The organism is Nocardia wallacei (assembly GCF_029869545.1).
GTDB classification, from domain to species: domain Bacteria; phylum Actinomycetota; class Actinomycetes; order Mycobacteriales; family Mycobacteriaceae; genus Nocardia; species Nocardia wallacei_A.
This window is the reverse complement of the sequence record NZ_JARWQD010000257.1, coordinates 1-17,615: the sequence shown is the minus strand read 5'-3', so window position 1 is coordinate 17,615 and position 17,615 is coordinate 1. Positions and strand designations below refer to the sequence as shown.

Here is a 17,615-nt window from a genome sequence, read left to right as displayed (position 1 = left end):
CACGTCACCCCGTCAGGTTATGGGGTGGGGGCCTGGTTCGGGGCGGCGATGCGGCCGGGTAGGGGCTCGGGGTTCTGGCCGAGGGTCGGTGTGCGCATCTGGTGTTGTTGGGAGTTCTTCAGGAGGGTGGTGACTATGCCGGTGACCTGGTTGAGGATCAGCGAGCCGTACTGGAAGTCGGAGCGTAGGCCGTCGGGGACGGGGTAGGCGTTGCCGAGGGGGAGTCCGAGCAGGCCGGTTTCGGCGCCGAGTTGGACGAAGCGGTCCAGGATGTTTCCGACGACCTCGACGACCTTCCCGTCCGGGGTGGCGTAGACGTAGCCGTTGGCGAACTTGGCGTACTGCCCCCCGTCCTTGGTCGGCTGGGGTTCGGAGGCGGGGGCGCCCAGGTGCCCGTCCGGACCGCCCTGCGTCGACCAGTACCGGGCGACGGCGTTCTCGCCGACCATCCCCAGCAGCTTCGTGGTCATATCCGCCAGCGCGGCCAGATCGGTCTGGGTGCGCTGGGTCCGGGGGGAGGTGTTGTTCCCGGCCCGGGTGCCCACGGATCCGCCGCTGCTCGCGGCGATCTCGCGGATGCGGTCCATCAGCGCGTACGCGGCATCGCCCGGGCAGGTGGTGTTGCCGACGTCGCGGTGGGCGAACACGGTCGGCAGCTGCACGGCCTCACCCTGGGCGTACGGGGTGAACTCGGTGCCCTCCGAATACATGGTGGTCTTGCCCATCGGGTTGAGGCCCGCGACCCGCGAGCGCCAGCCGATGAACTGCCCGGCCGCCTGGATCGCGGCATCGGTCGGCGGTTCGGATTCGAAATCGCCCATCAGCGCCACGCCGGAGGTGTTCTCGTTGAATCCGCCCGCGTGGGCGCCCTGTACGGCCTTGTCCAGACCGCCGTAGCGGCCCTCGAAGATCTGCCCGTACTTGTCGACCAGGGTGTTGTATCCGATGTCGCACCAGTTCAGCGTCTTGGCGTGGTAGGCGTAGATGGCGCGGACGATGCCCGCCGACTCCGCGCGGCTGTAGTCGTTGCGTCCGGCGGTGTGGTGCACCGTGATACCGCCGACGCCGTCGTCGTACACCGTCGGTTCGCCGCATTCGGTGCGCAGCGATTCGTCGGCGCCCCACTGCTCCCGCGTGATCACCTTGGGGCCGCCGCCGGATACGGGCGCGGCCACGGCGGAAAGATTCTCGTCGGCGGCGCCGCGGCCCGGATCGATCAGCACCGCCGACAGCGCCGCCGCGGTCATCTGCGCCGGATCGCCGGACCGCGCGGGACCACCGGCGGGCGGCGCGGTGGCGCCTTCGCCTTGCGCGGGAGCGGTCCCGTCCTGGGCTGGCGTGGGGGCGGTGTCGCCCGGGAGGGGAGCGGTTCCGTCCTGGGCGGGCGTTGTGGCGGCCTCGCCTTGGGTGGGAGCGTCCTGAGCCGGCGCCGAGGCGGTCTCGCCCTCTACCGGTGCCTGGATCGGCGCGGCGGCCTTCCGGGTCGTCAGTACCTGGACTGCGTTCGTCCGGCCGACGTAGATGGGTTCGGTGCCGGTGCGGTCGGCGGTGGCGTGGTCGTTGCGGCGGGTGTCGACCTGTTCGGTGGAAAACCAAGGGCCCCACGTGCCCTCGGGCGTGCGCGCCCGGATCATCGCGCTGGTGCCGGAGAGATCCCGGGCCGTGAGCGCGACCATGCTGAACGGGGTCTCGCGGGTGAGTTCCTTGACCTGCGCGCCCAACTGGTCGGCGAGTTCGGGCGGGACGCCGCCCGGTGTGAGCGCCGGGGCCGCGGGATCGGTGCCCGGTGCCGGATCGGCGGACGGGAATTTCCCGGAGTCGGTGGTGGCCGAACCGGGAGCCGCGGGAGCCGACGGAGAACCGGCATCGGCAGGCTTCGGCGCGGATCCCGATCCGGGCGCCGGATCGGGACCGGCGGGAACAGGTGCGGTGCCGGGATCGGCGGGGGAGCCGTCGTGCGGCCCCGCGATGAATCCGGGGTTACCGGCGCTGGGGCGGCGGGGCGCCGGTTGTACTGCGGTGGGCCGGGTTTCGCCGAACTGGGGTAGTGGGATCTCGCTGGGTAGTTGCACGCCGGGCGGCAGGGGCAGGCCGGGCGGCACGTGCACCGAGCGCGGCAGCGGCAGCTTGCGCAGATCGGATAGTCGCAGGTCGGGGAGGTTGAGGCCGGTGAGCTCGCGCAGCGGCAATACGACATCGGGCGCCGAGGAGAGCGCGACCTCGGCGAATTGCGCCGGTATCGCGGCAAGATTGCTTTCGTTCGCCGAACGGTAGTCGGGCGTGTCGCGCAGGACGAGCCCCGCGAGCGGCGCGGTGACCGCCAGAGTCGTGACAACCGGGAGGATAAACGGGCGTTTCGGTCTGCGGTACGGCACGAGCATCTCCCATTCAGGTGACCGTCAGTGGCGCAGCGGGGTTGATTCCTGACGGAACAATGGTCACACTAGTCACAATCGTCACAAATCTAAAGGTTCACTTGAGAGTTAGGTTAGATAGCTCGAATGTAGCTTCCAAATAGCCAGGCAGCGGGCAGGACATGCCGAACGGAAGTACCGGCGAGTCTCATCCGCGCAAACCCTTGGGAGTGCACATGGCAAGCACGGGACGACGATGGGTTGCGACGGTGCGACAGGGCGATCTGCTGCGTCGCCGTCACCGCAGACGCGCCGCGGGCGTGGGTCTGGTCGTGGTCGCCCTGGTGGGTGGCGCGGTCGTGGTGGCCACGACCTGGCCCGACGGCTCGAACACCGGATATCGGCCGCTGGCCGGTGTCGGGCACGGGCGCGGCATGAGCCAGGTCGGCGCCTTCGATCAGGCGACCGGCGGCGCGACCGCGGAGGGAATTCTCGCGCACTACTACCCGGGCGCCGTGCTGGGCACGATCGCGCCGACCACCGTGCGTGTGCGGCTGCTGGCCGACGACAACGAGCCCCTCGACGTCTTCGCCGACGCCGGGCTGACCGTCGCGGGCCGCAGGGTCGTCCCCGGGCAGGCCGCCCATCTGACCCCGATGCCCGACGGCGGCGCCAATGTCGTGATCACCACCGGATGCGACGGCGAGGTGCTCTGGCAGGGCGCCACCGACGATCCGGTGGCCTACCCGATCGCCGCCGGAACCAACCGACCGCCCGCGGAGCACCTGAAGGTGTGCGGCGGCGGCACCTATCGCGGCGCGCTCGGCGTCACCCTCGAGGACGGCGAGCCCCGCACCGTCAACGAGGTCGACGTCGACGACTACCTGCTGGGCGTCGTCCCCGCCGAGATGCAGGCCAACTGGGCCGATCAGGGCGGCGCCGAGGCACTGCGCGCGCAGGCGATCGCGGCCCGGTCCTACGCCTTGGCCGAGCACCGCTACCCCTACGCCCAGACCTGCGATACCACCGACTGCCAGGCCTATCCGGGCACCGAGCGGGAAGATCTGCGGGCCGCGGAGGCCGTGCGCGCCACCGCGGGCCGAGTCCTGTTGCGCGACGGCCGGATTCTGCGCACCGAGTACTCGGCCGCACCGGGCGGCGGCCAGCCGATCGACATCGGCACCCTCGAGGTCGGCCCGGCCCCGGCGGAACTCGCCCCGGCCCCGGCGCCCCCGCCCGACGAGAGTGCCCAGCGGTCGGTGCGCGCGAATACCGTCATCGAGGCGAAGTACGCCGAAACCGGCGGGCAGGAGGGGCCGCTCGGCGACCCGCTGGGCCCGGAGTCGTTGCTGCCCGGCCGCATCGGGACGTACCGGATGTACTCGGGCGGCGTCATCATCGCGACACCGGCGCTCGGTGCGCGGGTCGTCGACTTCAGCACGCTGCTGCAGGTGGCGCCGGAGGCGGCGAACGCACCCGAGGCCCGGGCCGGTGCGGCGCTCGACGGTGCGGCCGCGCTGCCGGGCGGCACGATCGCACCCAATACCGCCACCGTGCCGACCCCGCGCGCCACGACGCCCCCGGAGGCGCCGACGGGACCACTTCCGCAGCCGCAGCCCACGACCCAGCTCGACGCGACCTCCCCGGATGCGCCCACCGAACCGTGGTCCGGACCGCCGCACCCACCCGCCGAGGGGCCGGTACCGGACTTCAGCTGAGGGAGGTGTCGCCGAGCGATTCCGACAGCTCGCGCAGTAGCACGATCAACTGGTCGAGGTTCTCGCGTTCCACGCCGCCGAGGATGCGGAGCTGGTTGTCGATGTGCAGGGGCATGAGCTTGTCGATGAGCTCTCGGCCCTTGTCGGACAACTGGATTCGCACCGTGCGGCGGTCCTTGGGGTCGGCCGCACGGCGCACCAGGCCCTTGGCCTCGATCCGATCGATGCGGTTGGTGATGGCGCCCGAGGTGACCATCGTGGTCTTGATCAGCGCGCCCGCGGTGAGCCCGTCCGGGCCGCCGGATCGGCGCAGCGTGCTCAGCACGTCGAACTCCCAGTTCTCCAGGCCGAATTCCGCGAAGAAGTCCTTCATCTCGCGGTCGATCAGACGGGCCAGGCGCTTGAGGCGGCCGATCACCTGCGTCGGCCACACGTCGAGGTCCGGCTCCACCCGGCCCCAGGCCGCGATCACCTCGTCCACCGCATCGGCCACGCTCGCTCTCCTCTCCGATAAGTTTCAACATTAAGATACTTGACATCAAGATGAGCCGTGGTGTCTTATCTCAATGTTGAGATTATGAACCAGGAGAGACCGGCATGACAACCACGGACACAGCCACCTCACGTGTCGGAACTCTCGCCCTGACCGGCCTGGCGCCCCTCGTCTGGGGTTCCACCTACGCCGTCACCACGGAATTCCTGCCCCCGGACCGGCCGATGTTCACCGCCCTGATGCGCGCCCTGCCCGCCGGACTGGCCCTGCTGGCCGTGACCCGGGTACTCCCGCGTGGCGCCTGGATCCTGCGCACGGCCGTGCTCGGCCTGCTCAACTTCGGTGCCTTCTTCCCGCTGCTGTTCCTCGCGGCGTATCGGCTGCCGGGGGGCGTCGCCGGCGTGCTCGGCGCCGCCGCGCCGATGTTCGCGGTGGTCTTCACGGCCCTGCTGCTGCGGCAGCGTCCGAGCGGACGCAAACTCCTCGCGGGCGTGATCGGCATCGCCGGTGTGTCCCTGGTGGTCCTGCGCGCCACCGCGGCACTCGACCTGATCGGCGTGCTCGCCGGGCTGTTCGGTGCGGGATCGATGGCCGCGGCCACCGTGCTGGCGGGCCGCTGGGGTCGGCCCGAGGGCGTCGGCCCGCTCGCGATCACCGGCTGGCAGCTCACGGCGGGCGGCCTGATGCTGCTACCGCTGGCGCTCGTGACCGAGGGTGCCCCGCCCGCCCTCGACGGCACCGCGGTGGGTGGCTACCTGTATCTGGGCGTGATCGGCACCGCGGCCGCCTACGCGATGTGGTTCCGGGGCCTCGCGCGGGTGCCCGCCACCTCGGTGGCCTTCCTCGGACTGCTCAGCCCGCTGTCGGCGTCGGTGATCGGCTGGGTGTGGCTCGGCCAGGCGCTGACTCCGCTGCAGATGCTCGGCATCGTGATCGCGCTCGGCGGCACCGTACTCGGGCAGACCGGTGGCACTCGTGCGGCGAAGCGGGAAGGCCCTGCGCCGCAACCGCTTCCGCTGGTCCGAACCGCCTGACCCATCGACCTTCCGCACCAACGGTTTCTGAATTCGAGGAGTGAAAAACCATGCGTATCACCGTTTTCGGAGCGTCGGGCGGCGTCGGCAGCCGGGTGGTGGCCGAGGCGCTCGACCGCGGGCATCAGGTCGTCGCGGTAACGCGCGAAGTTTCCCGGTTGCTCACGCTGCCGTCGGAGGTCGAGGTGCGCGCGGGCGATGCCACCGATCCCGACGATGTCGCCGATCTGAGCGCGGGCAGCGATCTGGTCATCAGCGCCACCCGCCCGGCGCCGGGCCGCGAGTACGAGCTGGCCGCGGTGGCCGAGGGGCTGCTGAAGGGGCTGAGCGAGACCGGCGTGCGGCTGCTGGTCGTCGGCGGCGCGGGCAATCTGACGGTGCCCGGTGCGTCCGGGAAGACCGTGGTCGAGATGCCGGACTTCCCCGACGACTGGAAGCCGATCGCCCTCGCGTGCCATGCGCAGCTGGACACCTTCCGCTCGGCCGCGCCCGCCGATGTCGACTGGGCGTACCTGAGCCCGCCGTCGATCCTGCAGCCCGGCGAGCGGCTGGGCAGCTACCGGACGGGCCTCGACGAACTCGTCGTCGACGCCGAGGGCAAGTCGCTCATATCGATGGAGGACCTCGCCGTCGCCCTGCTCGACGAGGCCGAGCGGCCGAAACACCATCGGATCCGGTTCACCGTCGGATACTGACCATCGAGGGCTTGACCTTTACGTAACGTCAACTTGCATGCTGGTCATATCGACGCGAACGAGAGGAGCGGTGGTGGTCAGGGCGGTATCCGGACCCGAGGACAGGGCCGAATGGTCCATTCAGGAGCTGGCCAAGGCGGCCGGTACCACCAGCCGCACGCTGCGCCACTACGGCGAGCTGGGGCTGCTGCCGCCGAGCCGGATCGGGACCAACGGGTACCGGTACTACGACCAGGACTCCCTCGTGCGGTTGCAGCGCATCCTGCTGCTGCGGGAGCTCGGCCTCGGCCTGCCGGTCATCGCCGAAGTGCTTGCCGGAGAACAGGACGCGGCGAGCGCATTGCGGACGCATCTGGAGCTGCTGCGCCAGGAGCAGGACCGGATCGCCCGCCGGATCGCGTCGGTGCACACAACATTGCGCAAGACGGAGGCAGGTGAGCCACTCATGGCGAACGAAGTATTCGACGGGTTCGACCACACGCAGTACAGGGACGAGGTGATCGAGCGCTGGGGCCGCGACGCCTACGAGCGCAGCGACCGCTGGTGGGGTTCGCTGACCGAGGGCGACAAACAGGCCTTCAAGCAGACCCACCTCGACCTCGTAGCCGCCTACGGCGCGGCGTTCGAGGCCGGGCAGGCGCCCGACAGCGCCGAGGTGCAGGCCATCGTGCAGCGGCACTACGACTGGGTCGAGGCCGGGTGGGGCGGCAAGAGCCCCACCGCGGAGGCCTTCACCGGCCTCGGCGAAATGTACGTCTCCGACCCACGTTTCGCGGCCAACTACAACTACGGCGAGGGCACGCGCGGCGCCGAGTTCGTCCGCGACGCGATGCGCGCCTACGCCGAAACCCGCCTGCGGTAACCGGGATTCGGGTCGATCGCGAACGCCTCCGCGTTATCCCGCCGCCAAGTCGCCGAGCGTGCACCGCGACGCTCGGCGTGATGAAATCGGCGGTCGCACGGTAGAGTTCGCGCCCGGACAAGGAGGGGGATCCCGAATGAATTACCCGTACGGCCAGCCCGGCTACCCGGCCTATGGTTATCCGGAACAGCCCGCGTACGGCGCGGGCTATCCGTACCCCGGTTATCCGCCGCAACCACCGGCGAGCGGTGGGGCCGCCATCACGGCGGGGATTCTCGCGATTCTGCTGTCACTGCTCGGCGTGTTCGGGATCGTCGCCACGGTCGGTGTGGCCAACGAGCTACACGACGACCGGTATGGCGGAGGTGACGGCACCGCGGCCGTGTTCTTCCTGATGATCGGGATCGAGGGCCTGGTCGTCCTGCTGTGGCTGATCGGGGGCATTCTGCTGATGAACCGCAGGAACGGCGGTCGGGTCATCCTGATCACGCTGTCGAGCCTCGGGTTGCTCGGCGGGCTCGGCGGCACGGTGGCCGGGCTGACCTCCCCGGTTCCCGCGGCGGCGATCCCGGGCGCCGTCGGCGTCCTGCTGGCGGTCCTGATGCTCGCCCTGACCCTCGCCGGTTCCACCAAGCGCTGGTGCGCCGAGGGGCGTCAGCCTCAATACCCGCCCTACCCCTATTACTGAGGGGATCCGGCGACCGCCGCGGGATCAGGGGATCAGCTCGGGGCTGTAGATGCGGGCTACGCCCTGGCCGTTGTGGGTGATTTCGGTGAAGCTGGTGTAGCGGTGGCCGGGCATTACCCGGTCCTTGCCGATCGTCAACGGGGGCGAAGGGTAGCTGCCGTTGAAGCAGGGCATGGCGTTGCTGGTCGCGATGATCTCGGTGGGCAGCCCGCTCGCGTACGCGTCCTTGTCGATCACCGTCACGACCATCGTGCAGTTGTCGACGGTCGATCCGCCGGTCTCGGCGGTGAGACTTCCGTAGGCGCGCAGCGCTCCCTCGTAGAGGTAGAGGCAGGACTCCACATCTGCCGCACCATCGCTGGTCGGGAAGGTCCCGGAGCAGGATTTCGGGACCTCCCATTCGGGCGGGTCCGCCGCGGCGGTCGGCGCGATCGCGAAAAGTGCCGCGGCACCGGCGAAACCGCAGGCGAGTGCGCGTGACAACGAACTGAAGGACATCTCGGATCCTCTCGATGGCGAACTCGTCGAACTGCCGAAACCGATCTCGGACCAGGCTAACGACATCGCAGGCTCCCCACATGGCCGCAATTCTCGGGTCACGCAGGCCGTTCGTGAGGTGAGCCACCGACCCTGTCCATGATCCAGGCATGGAGCGAGTCCGCGAAGGGCGTCGGCCAGTCGGCGTCCTCCGGTGTGTCGATCAATACCCGGCATGCCGCGGTGAGTTCCTCGCTGGGACCGTATTCCGCGAGCAGCAGCGGGTGACTCAGCCCGTTCCTGCTGGTACGGCGGAAGTGGTCGAGGAGGTGGTCGTTGTCGAGCATGCGGTCGAGCGTCGGCAGTGCCTCGTCGGTGAGCCGCTCGATCACCTCGTCGAAGCAGGCGACCGATTCGGCTTCGGTCCGAAATCCCCAATCGATCGAGGAATGACCGCGGTTGAGCCCGCAGGTGCCGCTCAGGTGGCTCCCCCACAGACCCCAATCCGTGCCCACTTCACCTCCGGGCTGCTCGTTCCAATACTCGATCCAAGGGCGGGGCTGGACCATCAGATTGACCATGAACATGTAATCCCAGCGATTCGAATACCGGCTGGCCTGGAAATTCACGATGGCCCTGTTGCCGACCTCGTTCGTGAAGGTCCAGGTCGGGGCGGTTCCGCGCCAACCTCGCGCCCGCAGCAGGGGCCGCACTCGGTCGCGCAGCGCCGCCCTGTACGCCGCGCGGCAATCGAAGTACTCCATCCGGTCATTGTCTTGTTGTGCCAGCAGTGGGAAGCCCGGACATACCCTCGCGATAGGTGGGGTACTTCGGTGCCCAGCCGAGTTCGTGCCTGGCCATGGTCGTGTCGAGGCGGATATGGCTGCGGACCAGGAGGGCGTGCAGGTACGGGGTGGTGCGCAGCAGCCAGCCGGGGATGCGGCGCGGGGGCGGGGCGTCCGCGGTGGCCGCGAGGGTGTCGAGGTAGTCGCCCATATCGGCCGGTTCGTCGTCGGCGATGTTGTACGCCCGGCCGGGGCGCCCGCGCTCCAGCGCGGCGACGGTCGCGGACGCGGCATCCTCGATGTGGATCGGATGCAGGGTCGCGGCGTGCCGCGGCACCGGGAGCCTCCGCCGCCGCAGGCTGTCCATCATGCCGAACGTGGCGGGCTCCGGACCGTAGAACAGCCCGTAGCGCAGGGCGATCCCGCCGAAGCCGAGCACCTGATCCTCGTTGGACCGCAGCGACCTCAGGTGCGGGTCGAACGGCCCGCCCTCGACCTGCGCGAACGGCCGGTCCTCGGTGAGCGGCGCCGGGCCGTGGTCGCGCCAGCCGTAGCCGAGGAAGAACGACTGGGTCACGAACCGTTGTGCCCCCAGGGCTTTCGCCGCCCGCAGCAGGTTGCCGGTGCCCTCGTCGCGCAGCGCGTCGGTGGCGTACAGGTCGCGATGCCGGGTCGGGGTGCGGGTCAACGCCGTGGCCTGGTGCACCACCGCGTCGGCACGCAGCCCGTCGACGGCGGTGAGCAGCGCTTCGGCGTCCATCATGTCCGCGACCACCGGCCGCACACCGGATTCGGTGAGCCGCTGGGCGCCGCGGGTGTTGCGGGTGAGCCCGTAGACGGTGTGCCCGGCCGAAATCAGTTGGGGGATCAGGGCGGAACTGATGGTGCCGGTGGCCCCGGCGAGCAGGATTCTCATGGGATTCGGACCTCCGAGACGGCGGTGGGGGAGGCGGCGCGTGCGCGCAGCACGCGGAGCCGGACGACGAGGGCGGCGAGGGCGAGCGCCGAGAACGCCAGCAGCGACCAGGGATCGGAGTCGTGTCCGCCGCCGTGGTCCACGGCGTGGTTGTACGCGTGCAGGGTGTTGGCGATCAGGAAGCCGCCCAGCACCACGGCGATCACATCGCGCCACAGCAGCGCGGCGACCATCATCAGGCCGATGCCGATCTGGAAGACCCCGGCGTCGTGCAGGAAGTGCTCGTGATCGGGCCAGTTGGCCCATTCGGCGAAACCACTCGGGTCGATGCGGCACCAGGCTCCGATGCCGATCATCGACGCGGCGGCGATGAGGGTGACGACGGTGACGAAGCGATTCATCTGTGGCCTCCTTGCCGGGTATGAAACGCGGTTACGAGCTACAGACGAGGGAGCGCGAGTGCGCGTGACGGGCGGCGACTGTGACCTGCACAACGCCGGACTGCGCGACTCCACCCGGCGGCGCGGGAGACTTCCGATACGCTGGGCTCCCGTGACCGTCGCATCCCCCTTCGATCTCATCATCGTCGGCTCCGGCTTCTACGGGCTGACCATCGCCGAACGCGCCGCCAACCAGCTCGGCAAACGGGTGCTGGTGGTCGAGCGCCGCTACCACCTGGGCGGCAACGCGTACTCGGAGGCCGATCCGGCGACCGGTATCGAGGTGCACAAATACGGAGCCCACCTGTTCCACACCTCCAACAAGCGGGTGTGGGACTACGTCAACCAGTTCACCGAGTTCACCGGGTACCAGCACCGGGTGTTCGGCATGCACAAGGGTCAGGCGTACCCGCTGCCGATGGGCCTGGGCCTGATTTCGCAGTTCTTCGGCCGCTACTACAGCCCGGAGGAAGCCCGCCGTCTGATCGCCGAGCAGTCGTCCGAGGTCGACACCCAGCGCGCGGCCAACCTGGAGGAGAAGGCGGTCTCGCTGATCGGCCGCCCGCTCTACGAGGCGTTCATCCGCGACTACACCGCCAAGCAGTGGCAGACCGATCCGAAGGACCTGCCCAGCAGCATCATCACCCGCCTGCCGGTCCGCTACACCTTCGACAACCGCTACTTCAACGACACCTACGAGGGCCTGCCCAAGGACGGCTACACCGCGTGGCTGTCGCGGATGGCCGAATCCGACCTCATCGAGGTCCGGCTGGACACCGACTGGTTCGAGGTGCGCGAGGAGATCCGCGCGCAGAACCCGGACGCCCCGGTCGTCTACACCGGCCCGCTGGACCGCTACTTCGACTACGCCGAGGGCGAACTAGGCTGGCGCACCATCGATTTCGAGACCGAGGTGCTGGAAACCGGTGACTTCCAAGGCACGTCGGTGATGAACTACAACGATGCGGATGTGCCCTACACCCGCATCATCGAGCCGCGGCATTTCCACCCCGAGCGCGATTACTATCCGGCGGACAAGACCGTGATCCAGCGCGAGTTCTCGCGGTTCGCGAAGACCGGCGACGAGCCCTACTACCCGATCAACACCCCCGAGGACCGGGAGAAGCTACTGGCCTACCGAGATCGCGCCAAGGCCGAAACCGCCGCGGCGAAGGTGATTTTCGGTGGCCGCCTGGGCACCTACCAGTACCTGGACATGCATATGGCGATCGGCAGCGCGCTGAGCATGTTCGACAACGTGCTGCGCCCGCATCTGGAATCCGGTGCGCCACTGACGGATCAGGAAGGCTGAGCGCGGCCGAATGACGACGACGCTGGAAGAGATGACGACAACCACCGAGACCCGCGCGAAATCCCTGCTGCAGCGCATCATCCTGCCGCGGCCGGGTGAACCGCTGGACGTGCGCACCCTCTATCTGGAGGAGTCGGCGACCAATGCCCGTCGCGCACATGCGACCTCGCGCACGTCGCTGTCGATCGGCGCCGAATCCGAGGTGTCGTTCTGCACCTACTTCAACGCCGTGCCCGCCAGCTACTGGCGGCGCTGGACGATCCTGCCGTCGGTGGTGTTGCGGCTGGAGCTGTCCGGCCACGGCCGCGTGGACGTGTACCGGTCCAAGGCCGACGGTTCGCGAATTCACGTGCAGGGCAATGAGTTCAGCAGTCCGGGGGATCCCGGCCGAAAGCATGCCGGGAATGTGGGTGGGGATGCGTTTGCCGGGAATGTGGGTGGGGATGCCGGGGACAGGGAGGCGGACTCGCTCGGTTCCGGCGCGGGTTCGGCCGGAATTCATGTCGAATTCGAGGTGGACCTCGGTCCGTTCGAGGACGGTGGGTGGATCTGGTTCGACATCACCTCCGACTCGCATGTCGAGTTGCGCAGCGGCGGCTGGTACGCGCCGCTCGAGGCGCCCGGCGAGGGCAGCATCGCGGTCGGCATGCCGACCTTCAACCGCCCGACCGACTGCGTCAACACCCTTGCGGCCCTGGGCTCGGACCCGCTGGTGCTGGAGAAGATCACCGCGGTCATCATCCCCGACCAGGGCACCCGCAAGGTGGTCGACGAGCCCGGTTTCACCGAGGCCGCGGCGGTGCTGGGCGATCGGCTGGCCATTCACAACCAGCCCAACCTGGGCGGCTCGGGCGGCTACAGCCGGGTCATGTACGAGGCGCTGAAGACCACCGACGCCCAGTACATCGTCTACATGGACGACGACATCGAGATCGAGCCCGACTGCATCCTGCGCGCGCTGGCCTTCGCCCGGTTCTCGCGCACGCCGACGCTGGTCGGCGGTCAGATGCTGAACCTGCAGGAGCGTTCGCACCTGCACACCATGGGCGAGGTGGTCGACCGCGGCATCTGGATGTGGACCGCGGCGCCCAATGTCGAATACGACCACGACTTCTCGAAGTATCCGCTGCGCGACCGCGACAACTCCAAGCTGCTGCACCGGCGCATCGACGTCGACTTCAACGGCTGGTGGACCTGCGTCATCCCGCGCGTGGTCGCCGAGCAGCTCGGCCAGCCGCTGCCGCTGTTCCTGAAGTGGGACGACGTCGAATACGGCCTGCGCGCCCGCGCCGCCGGGTACCCGACCGTCACGCTGCCCGGGGCGGCGGTGTGGCATATGGCGTGGAGCGACAAGGACGACGCCATCGACTGGCAGGCGTACTTCCATCTGCGCAACCGTCTCGTCGTCGCCACCCTGCACCTGCCCAACGACGGCCGGCCGATGGTGCTCAACACCATCAAGGCCACGCTGAAACACCTGCTGTGCCTGGAGTATTCGACGGTCGCCATCCAGAACCAGGCGATCCGCGACTTCATGGCCGGACCGGACCGGCTGTTCGACCTGCTGCCGACCGCGCTGGGCAGCGTGGCGCAGATGCGCAAGGACTTCCCGGACGCGGTGACCCTGGCCTCGTCCACCGAGCTGCCGCTGGCCAGCGGCGCGGATGTGGGCGCGGTCGGCGAGCCGGGCAATCCGATCGCCAAGATCGTCCGGCTCGGCAAGGGCGTGCTGCACAACCTGCGCCCGGCCAAGAACGAACACCACGAGCGGCCGCAGCTCAACGTCCCGACCCTCGACGCGCGCTGGTTCCTGCTCTCGCAGGTGGACGGCGTCACCGTCACCACCGCCGACGGCCGCGGCGTGGTCTACCGCAAGCGCGATCCGCGCCAGGCCTGGGGGCTGTTCAAGGAGGCGATGCGGCTGCGCCGCGAGCTGGCCGCCCGCTTCCCCGCGCTGCGCGACCAGTATCGTGCCGCACATCCGCGCCTGACCAGCACCGCGGCCTGGGAGAACGCCTTCGGGATCGGTGCCCGACGCCTCGACGAGAAAGACAGCCAGCAATGACAGCACCCGCGCCCGAGCCGGTCGACGCCCCGCACCTGCGCGTCGTCCCCGAACCGGCAACGGGATCACCGGCCGAGGTCAAGATCATCAATGCGGTACAGGGGACCATCGGCGGCAACCCCGCGGTGATCAAGGCCGCGCGGGGCATGTCGCATTTCGGCGAGCATTCGCTCGGCTGGATGGGCATCGGCGCCGTCGGCGCGCTGCTGGACAAGCCTCGCCGCCGCCAGTGGGCCGGTGTCGCCGTGGGCGCCTTCGGTGCGCACGCCGCGTCGGTGATCATCAAGCGCATTGTGCGCCGCCCCCGCCCGCACGACCCGTCGGTGCAGGTCAACGTGTCGACGCCGAGCAAGCTGAGCTTCCCGTCCTCGCACGCGACCTCCACGACGGCGGCGGCGGTATTGCTCGGGCGACTCACCGGGCTACCCTTGCCTGCGGTGCTCGTGCCGCCGATGCTGTTGTCCCGGGTCGTGCTCGGGGTGCACTATCCCTCGGACGTGCTCGCCGGATCCGCGCTGGGCGCCGTATCCGCAGCTGCCGTGCTAGCCGCCGAAAAGAGAACCGCCCGTGACCGCACAGGAAAGAACCCTCGTTGATATGAGTGAAGAGCCGACCAGCGTCGACCTGGACGAGGCCGTCATCAAGGGACCGCCGAAGTCCCTGGCCGGTGGCATCGTCAAGGCCGTCCGCCCGCGTCAGTGGGTGAAGAACGTCCTGGTGCTGGCGGCTCCGCTGGCGGCGGGTAAGGATGCGGTGTCGAGCGCGTCCGTGCTCGGGCACGTCGGCATCGCGTTCGTCGTGTTCTGCATGGCGGCCTCGGGCATCTACCTGATCAACGACGCGCTGGACGTGGAGGCGGACCGGGCGCACCCGACCAAGCGCTACCGGCCGATCGCCGCCGGGGTCCTCCCGGTGAACATCGCGTACGCGCTGTCGGTGGTGCTGCTGGTCGGGTCCATCGCGGTGTCGTTCGTGGCGTCGTGGCAGCTGGCCGTGGTGATGGCGATCTATATCGGCATCCAGCTGGCCTACTGCTTCGGGCTCAAGCATCAGGCGGTGCTCGACATCTGCATCGTGTCGTCGGGCTTCCTGCTGCGCGCGGTCGCCGGCGGTGCCGCCGCGAATATCCATCTGTCGCAATGGTTCCTGCTGATCATGGCGTTCGGCTCGCTGTTCATGGCGGCCGGAAAGCGCTACGCGGAGCTGAAGATCGCGCTCGACACCGGTGCGAAGATCCGTAAGTCGCTGCAGTACTACACGCCGACCTACCTGCGCTTCATCTGGACCCTGTCGGCCACCGCGGTGGTCGTCTTCTATGGATTGTGGGCCTTCGAATCCGATCACAAGGACAACCAGTGGTTCGCGATCTCGATGATCCCGTTTACTATCGCAATCCTGCGCTATGCGGTCGACGTCGATGGTGGCGAGGCCGGTGAACCCGAAGAGATCGCCCTGGGGGATCGCGTACTGCAAGTACTGGCCATCGCCTGGATCGGAGCGGTAGGTGTCGCTGTCTATCTCACCTGACGAGAGGTTGGTAGCGGGAGAAGAGCGCGAAGGCGGACCGCCGACCAGCACGCTGGCGGTCGGCGACTACGAGCGGGAGGCGAGCGCCTCCCGCTTCGCGCGGTTGTCCCGGGCCACTTTCGTCGGTGGGATCGTGCTCACCGGGGTCCTGTTCGCGACCGGCGCCTGGCAGCGCCGCTGGATCGCCGACGACGGGCTCATCGTGCTGCGCACCGTGCGCAACCTGCTGGCCGGTAACGGCCCGGTCTTCAACGCGGACGAGCGGGTGGAGACCAACACCAGCGCCGCCTGGACCTACGTCGTCTGGTTCTTCAGCTGGCTCACCCAGGCCCGGCTCGAGTACGTGGTGCTCGCCGTGGCGCTGGTGCTGTCGGTGCTGGCGGTCGTGTTCGCCATGCTGGGGTCGGCCCGGCTGTGGGGCGGCAGCTCCGCGGGCCACCTGCTCGTTCCTGCGGGTGCCCTGGTCTACATCGCGGTGCCCCCGGCCCGCGACTACGCGAGTTCGGGGCTGGAGAACTGCCTGGTCATCTTCTGGCTCGGGGTGCTGTGGTACCTGCTGATCCGCTGGAGCCAGGCCGGGCGGCCCGGCCTGCCGAGCTATTTCGGGCTGGTGTTCTGGGCGGGGCTGTCGTGGCTGGTCCGCCCGGAGATGACCGTCCTGGGCGGCCTGGCGCTGCTGCTGGTCTTCTGCGCGCCGATGCCGGACGCGCTGCGATACGCGTGGCTGCCGGAGCGCCTGCGGCCCCTCGTGATTCGAGCCCTGCTGGTGGCGATCGGCGGCGCCGTGCCGGTGGGCTATCAGATCTGGCGGATGGGCTACTACGGCCTGCCCTATCCGAATACCGCCGTGGCCAAGGAGGCCGGGGGCGCCAAGTGGGCGCAGGGCTTCACCTACCTCTGGGATCTGGTCGGCCCGTACTTCCTGTGGCTGCCGCTGCTGGTGCTGGCGGTGCTGGCGGTGCTGCTCGTGCGCTCGCGGCGATCCGCCGGTGCGACGGGTGCCTCCGACCTCGACAACGGCATCGAGCGCCGGTCGCGCCGCCTGCAGCGGTGGCTGCGCACGCCCGCTGCCGTGGTCACCCTGATGCTGGTCGGCGGACTGCTGCTGGTGCTGTTCAACATTCGCGTCGGCGGCGACTTCATGCACGGGCGGATGCTGCTGCCCCAGCTGTTCATCCTGCTGCTGCCGGTGGCGGTGCTGCCGATCCGGCTGCCCGACCGCGCGCGGGGCGGCGCGCGGTGGGTGCACTGGTCGTTCGCGGTGCCCGTGGCGGCCTGGGTGGCCACAGTCGGCTGGGCCCTGTACGTGTCCGGCACCGTCGCCAATACCTCCGGCAGCCAGCTCAGCGCCACCGGCATCGTCGACGAGCGGATCTACTACGTCCTCAACAGCGGTCACGACCATCCGATCCTGGCCGAGGACTACCTGGACTACCCCCGCATGCGCGCGATGGTGCAGGCCATCGAGAACACCCCGGACGGCGGGCTGCTGATCAACTCGCCGTCGTTCATGATGTGGTACGTCGCCCCGCCGCCGCTGCCGATCCCCGAGGGCGGCGCCGGGCATACGGTGTACTTCCTGAACCTCGGCATGACGAGCATGAACGTCCCGCTGAGCGTGCGCGTGATCGACCAGGAGGGCCTGGCCTACCCGCTGGCCGCGCACACCGACCGGCTGGTCGACGGGCGCATCGGGCACGACAAGAACCTCTACCCGGACTGGGTGCTCGTGGACACCGGCATGGTGGACCGGCACCCCTGGATGCCCTGGTTCATGGACGAGAAGTGGGTCATCCAGGCCCGCACGGCGCTGAGCTGCCCGGCCACCCAGGACCTGCTCGCGTCCTATCGCGCGCCGCTGACGTTCCAGCGGTTCAAGAGCAACATCATCCAGTCGCTCGATTTCGCGAAGTACCGCATCGAGCGGGTGCCCAAGTACGAGATCCAGCGTTGCGATCTGGTCGATCCGATCCCACCCCCGGTTCCGAATTAAGCAGGAGTGCGTCACCGCAAAACCTGCGGTCTTCGCCACTCTGTCTCAATTTGGTAACGCGGAGGCATCGTCGAAGCGATAGGCTCCCATGAGTACGTCCGTCGGGGGCGTGTGTTCGCATGCGTTGCGACGGGGATCCGCAAGAAGCGGCCCGGGCCCGCCGCCCCACGGGAAGAGCGGACACAAAATTGGAGGCGTGGGAGTGGGGTGGGGGCGCGGAAAACCGGGGGTCCCGGCCCCGGTGAGACGGTACCGG

The 17,615-nt window shown here is 69.1% G+C and carries 16 protein-coding genes; 10 read left to right on the top strand and 6 right to left on the bottom strand.

Annotation, left to right across the window (positions count from 1 at the left end; translation table 11 throughout):
* Positions 1 to 17 precede the first annotated feature (17 nt).
* The gene (locus QH290_RS21825) at positions 18 to 2,381 is read right to left on the bottom strand and encodes an N-acetylmuramoyl-L-alanine amidase (RefSeq protein WP_280267759.1); all 2,364 of its coding nucleotides are present in this window, start codon (positions 2,379 to 2,381) and stop codon (positions 18 to 20) included.
* Positions 2,382 to 2,590: 209 nt separating this feature from the next.
* Between QH290_RS21825 and QH290_RS21820 the strand changes: the two genes are divergently transcribed.
* Positions 2,591 to 4,072, top strand: coding sequence for a SpoIID/LytB domain-containing protein (locus QH290_RS21820; RefSeq protein ID WP_280384816.1), 1,482 nt, complete (start codon positions 2,591 to 2,593; stop codon positions 4,070 to 4,072).
* Here QH290_RS21820 and QH290_RS21815 read toward each other — a convergent pair.
* The gene (locus QH290_RS21815) at positions 4,065 to 4,565 is read right to left on the bottom strand and encodes a MarR family winged helix-turn-helix transcriptional regulator (protein ID WP_280267762.1); all 501 of its coding nucleotides are present in this window, start codon (positions 4,563 to 4,565) and stop codon (positions 4,065 to 4,067) included. The genes QH290_RS21820 and QH290_RS21815 overlap by 8 nt on opposite strands.
* A gap of 104 nt (positions 4,566 to 4,669) precedes the next feature.
* On the opposite strand from QH290_RS21815, the gene QH290_RS21810 reads away from it, so the two are divergent.
* From QH290_RS21810 to QH290_RS21795, 4 genes are all read left to right on the top strand, one after another.
* Positions 4,670 to 5,599, top strand: coding sequence for an EamA family transporter (locus QH290_RS21810; RefSeq protein ID WP_280384814.1), 930 nt, complete (start codon positions 4,670 to 4,672; stop codon positions 5,597 to 5,599).
* Between the two features lie 50 nt (positions 5,600 to 5,649).
* Positions 5,650 to 6,294, top strand: a complete 645-nt coding sequence (locus tag QH290_RS21805) for an NAD(P)-dependent oxidoreductase (RefSeq protein WP_280384811.1) — start codon at positions 5,650 to 5,652, stop codon at positions 6,292 to 6,294.
* 73 nt (positions 6,295 to 6,367) lie between these two features.
* Positions 6,368 to 7,156, top strand: coding sequence for a MerR family transcriptional regulator (locus QH290_RS21800; protein ID WP_280267765.1), 789 nt, complete (start codon positions 6,368 to 6,370; stop codon positions 7,154 to 7,156).
* 136 nt (positions 7,157 to 7,292) lie between these two features.
* A complete protein-coding gene (locus QH290_RS21795) occupies positions 7,293 to 7,844 on the top strand; it encodes a hypothetical protein (protein WP_280267766.1) in 552 nt (183 codons plus the stop codon).
* A gap of 24 nt (positions 7,845 to 7,868) precedes the next feature.
* Here the strand turns inward: QH290_RS21795 and QH290_RS21790 are convergent, their stop codons facing one another.
* From QH290_RS21790 to QH290_RS21775, 4 genes are all read right to left on the bottom strand, one after another.
* Positions 7,869 to 8,342 (bottom strand): hypothetical protein, encoded by a 474-nt coding sequence (locus QH290_RS21790; protein ID WP_280384810.1) that lies wholly within the window; start codon positions 8,340 to 8,342, stop codon positions 7,869 to 7,871.
* A 98-nt stretch (positions 8,343 to 8,440) separates the two neighbouring features.
* Positions 8,441 to 9,085 carry a DUF4304 domain-containing protein gene (locus QH290_RS21785; protein WP_280267768.1) on the bottom strand — a complete coding sequence of 215 codons (645 nt, stop codon included), beginning with the start codon at positions 9,083 to 9,085 and terminating at the stop codon, positions 8,441 to 8,443.
* 4 nt (positions 9,086 to 9,089) lie between these two features.
* Positions 9,090 to 10,022, bottom strand: a complete 933-nt coding sequence (locus QH290_RS21780) for an NAD-dependent epimerase/dehydratase family protein (protein WP_280384807.1) — start codon at positions 10,020 to 10,022, stop codon at positions 9,090 to 9,092.
* Complete coding sequence (locus QH290_RS21775) at positions 10,019 to 10,423, bottom strand: hypothetical protein (protein ID WP_280267770.1); 405 nt, start codon at positions 10,421 to 10,423, stop codon at positions 10,019 to 10,021. The genes QH290_RS21780 and QH290_RS21775 overlap by 4 nt, the downstream gene beginning before the upstream one ends.
* Positions 10,424 to 10,574: 151 nt before the next feature.
* Between QH290_RS21775 and glf the strand changes: the two genes are divergently transcribed.
* Genes glf through QH290_RS21750 form a run of 5 tightly spaced genes read left to right on the top strand, consistent with a single transcriptional unit; the run spans position 10,575 to position 17,359 of the window.
* A complete protein-coding gene (gene glf / locus QH290_RS21770) occupies positions 10,575 to 11,774 on the top strand; it encodes a UDP-galactopyranose mutase (protein ID WP_280267771.1) in 1,200 nt (399 codons plus the stop codon).
* Positions 11,775 to 11,784: 10 nt separating this feature from the next.
* Positions 11,785 to 13,839, top strand: a complete 2,055-nt coding sequence (locus QH290_RS21765; protein WP_280384806.1) for a glycosyltransferase — start codon at positions 11,785 to 11,787, stop codon at positions 13,837 to 13,839.
* Positions 13,836 to 14,435 (top strand): phosphatase PAP2 family protein, encoded by a 600-nt coding sequence (locus QH290_RS21760; protein ID WP_280267773.1) that lies wholly within the window; start codon positions 13,836 to 13,838, stop codon positions 14,433 to 14,435. Before QH290_RS21765 ends, QH290_RS21760 begins: the two co-directional genes overlap by 4 nt.
* A gap of 1 nt (position 14,436) precedes the next feature.
* On the top strand, positions 14,437 to 15,366 hold the full coding sequence (locus QH290_RS21755) for a decaprenyl-phosphate phosphoribosyltransferase (RefSeq protein ID WP_280267774.1): 930 nt from the start codon (positions 14,437 to 14,439) through the stop codon (positions 15,364 to 15,366).
* A gap of 52 nt (positions 15,367 to 15,418) precedes the next feature.
* Positions 15,419 to 17,359: an arabinofuranosyltransferase AftB family protein gene (locus QH290_RS21750; RefSeq protein ID WP_280384846.1), complete on the top strand. Its 1,941-nt coding sequence runs from the start codon at positions 15,419 to 15,421 to the stop codon at positions 17,357 to 17,359.
* Positions 17,360 to 17,615: the final 256 nt, after the last annotated feature.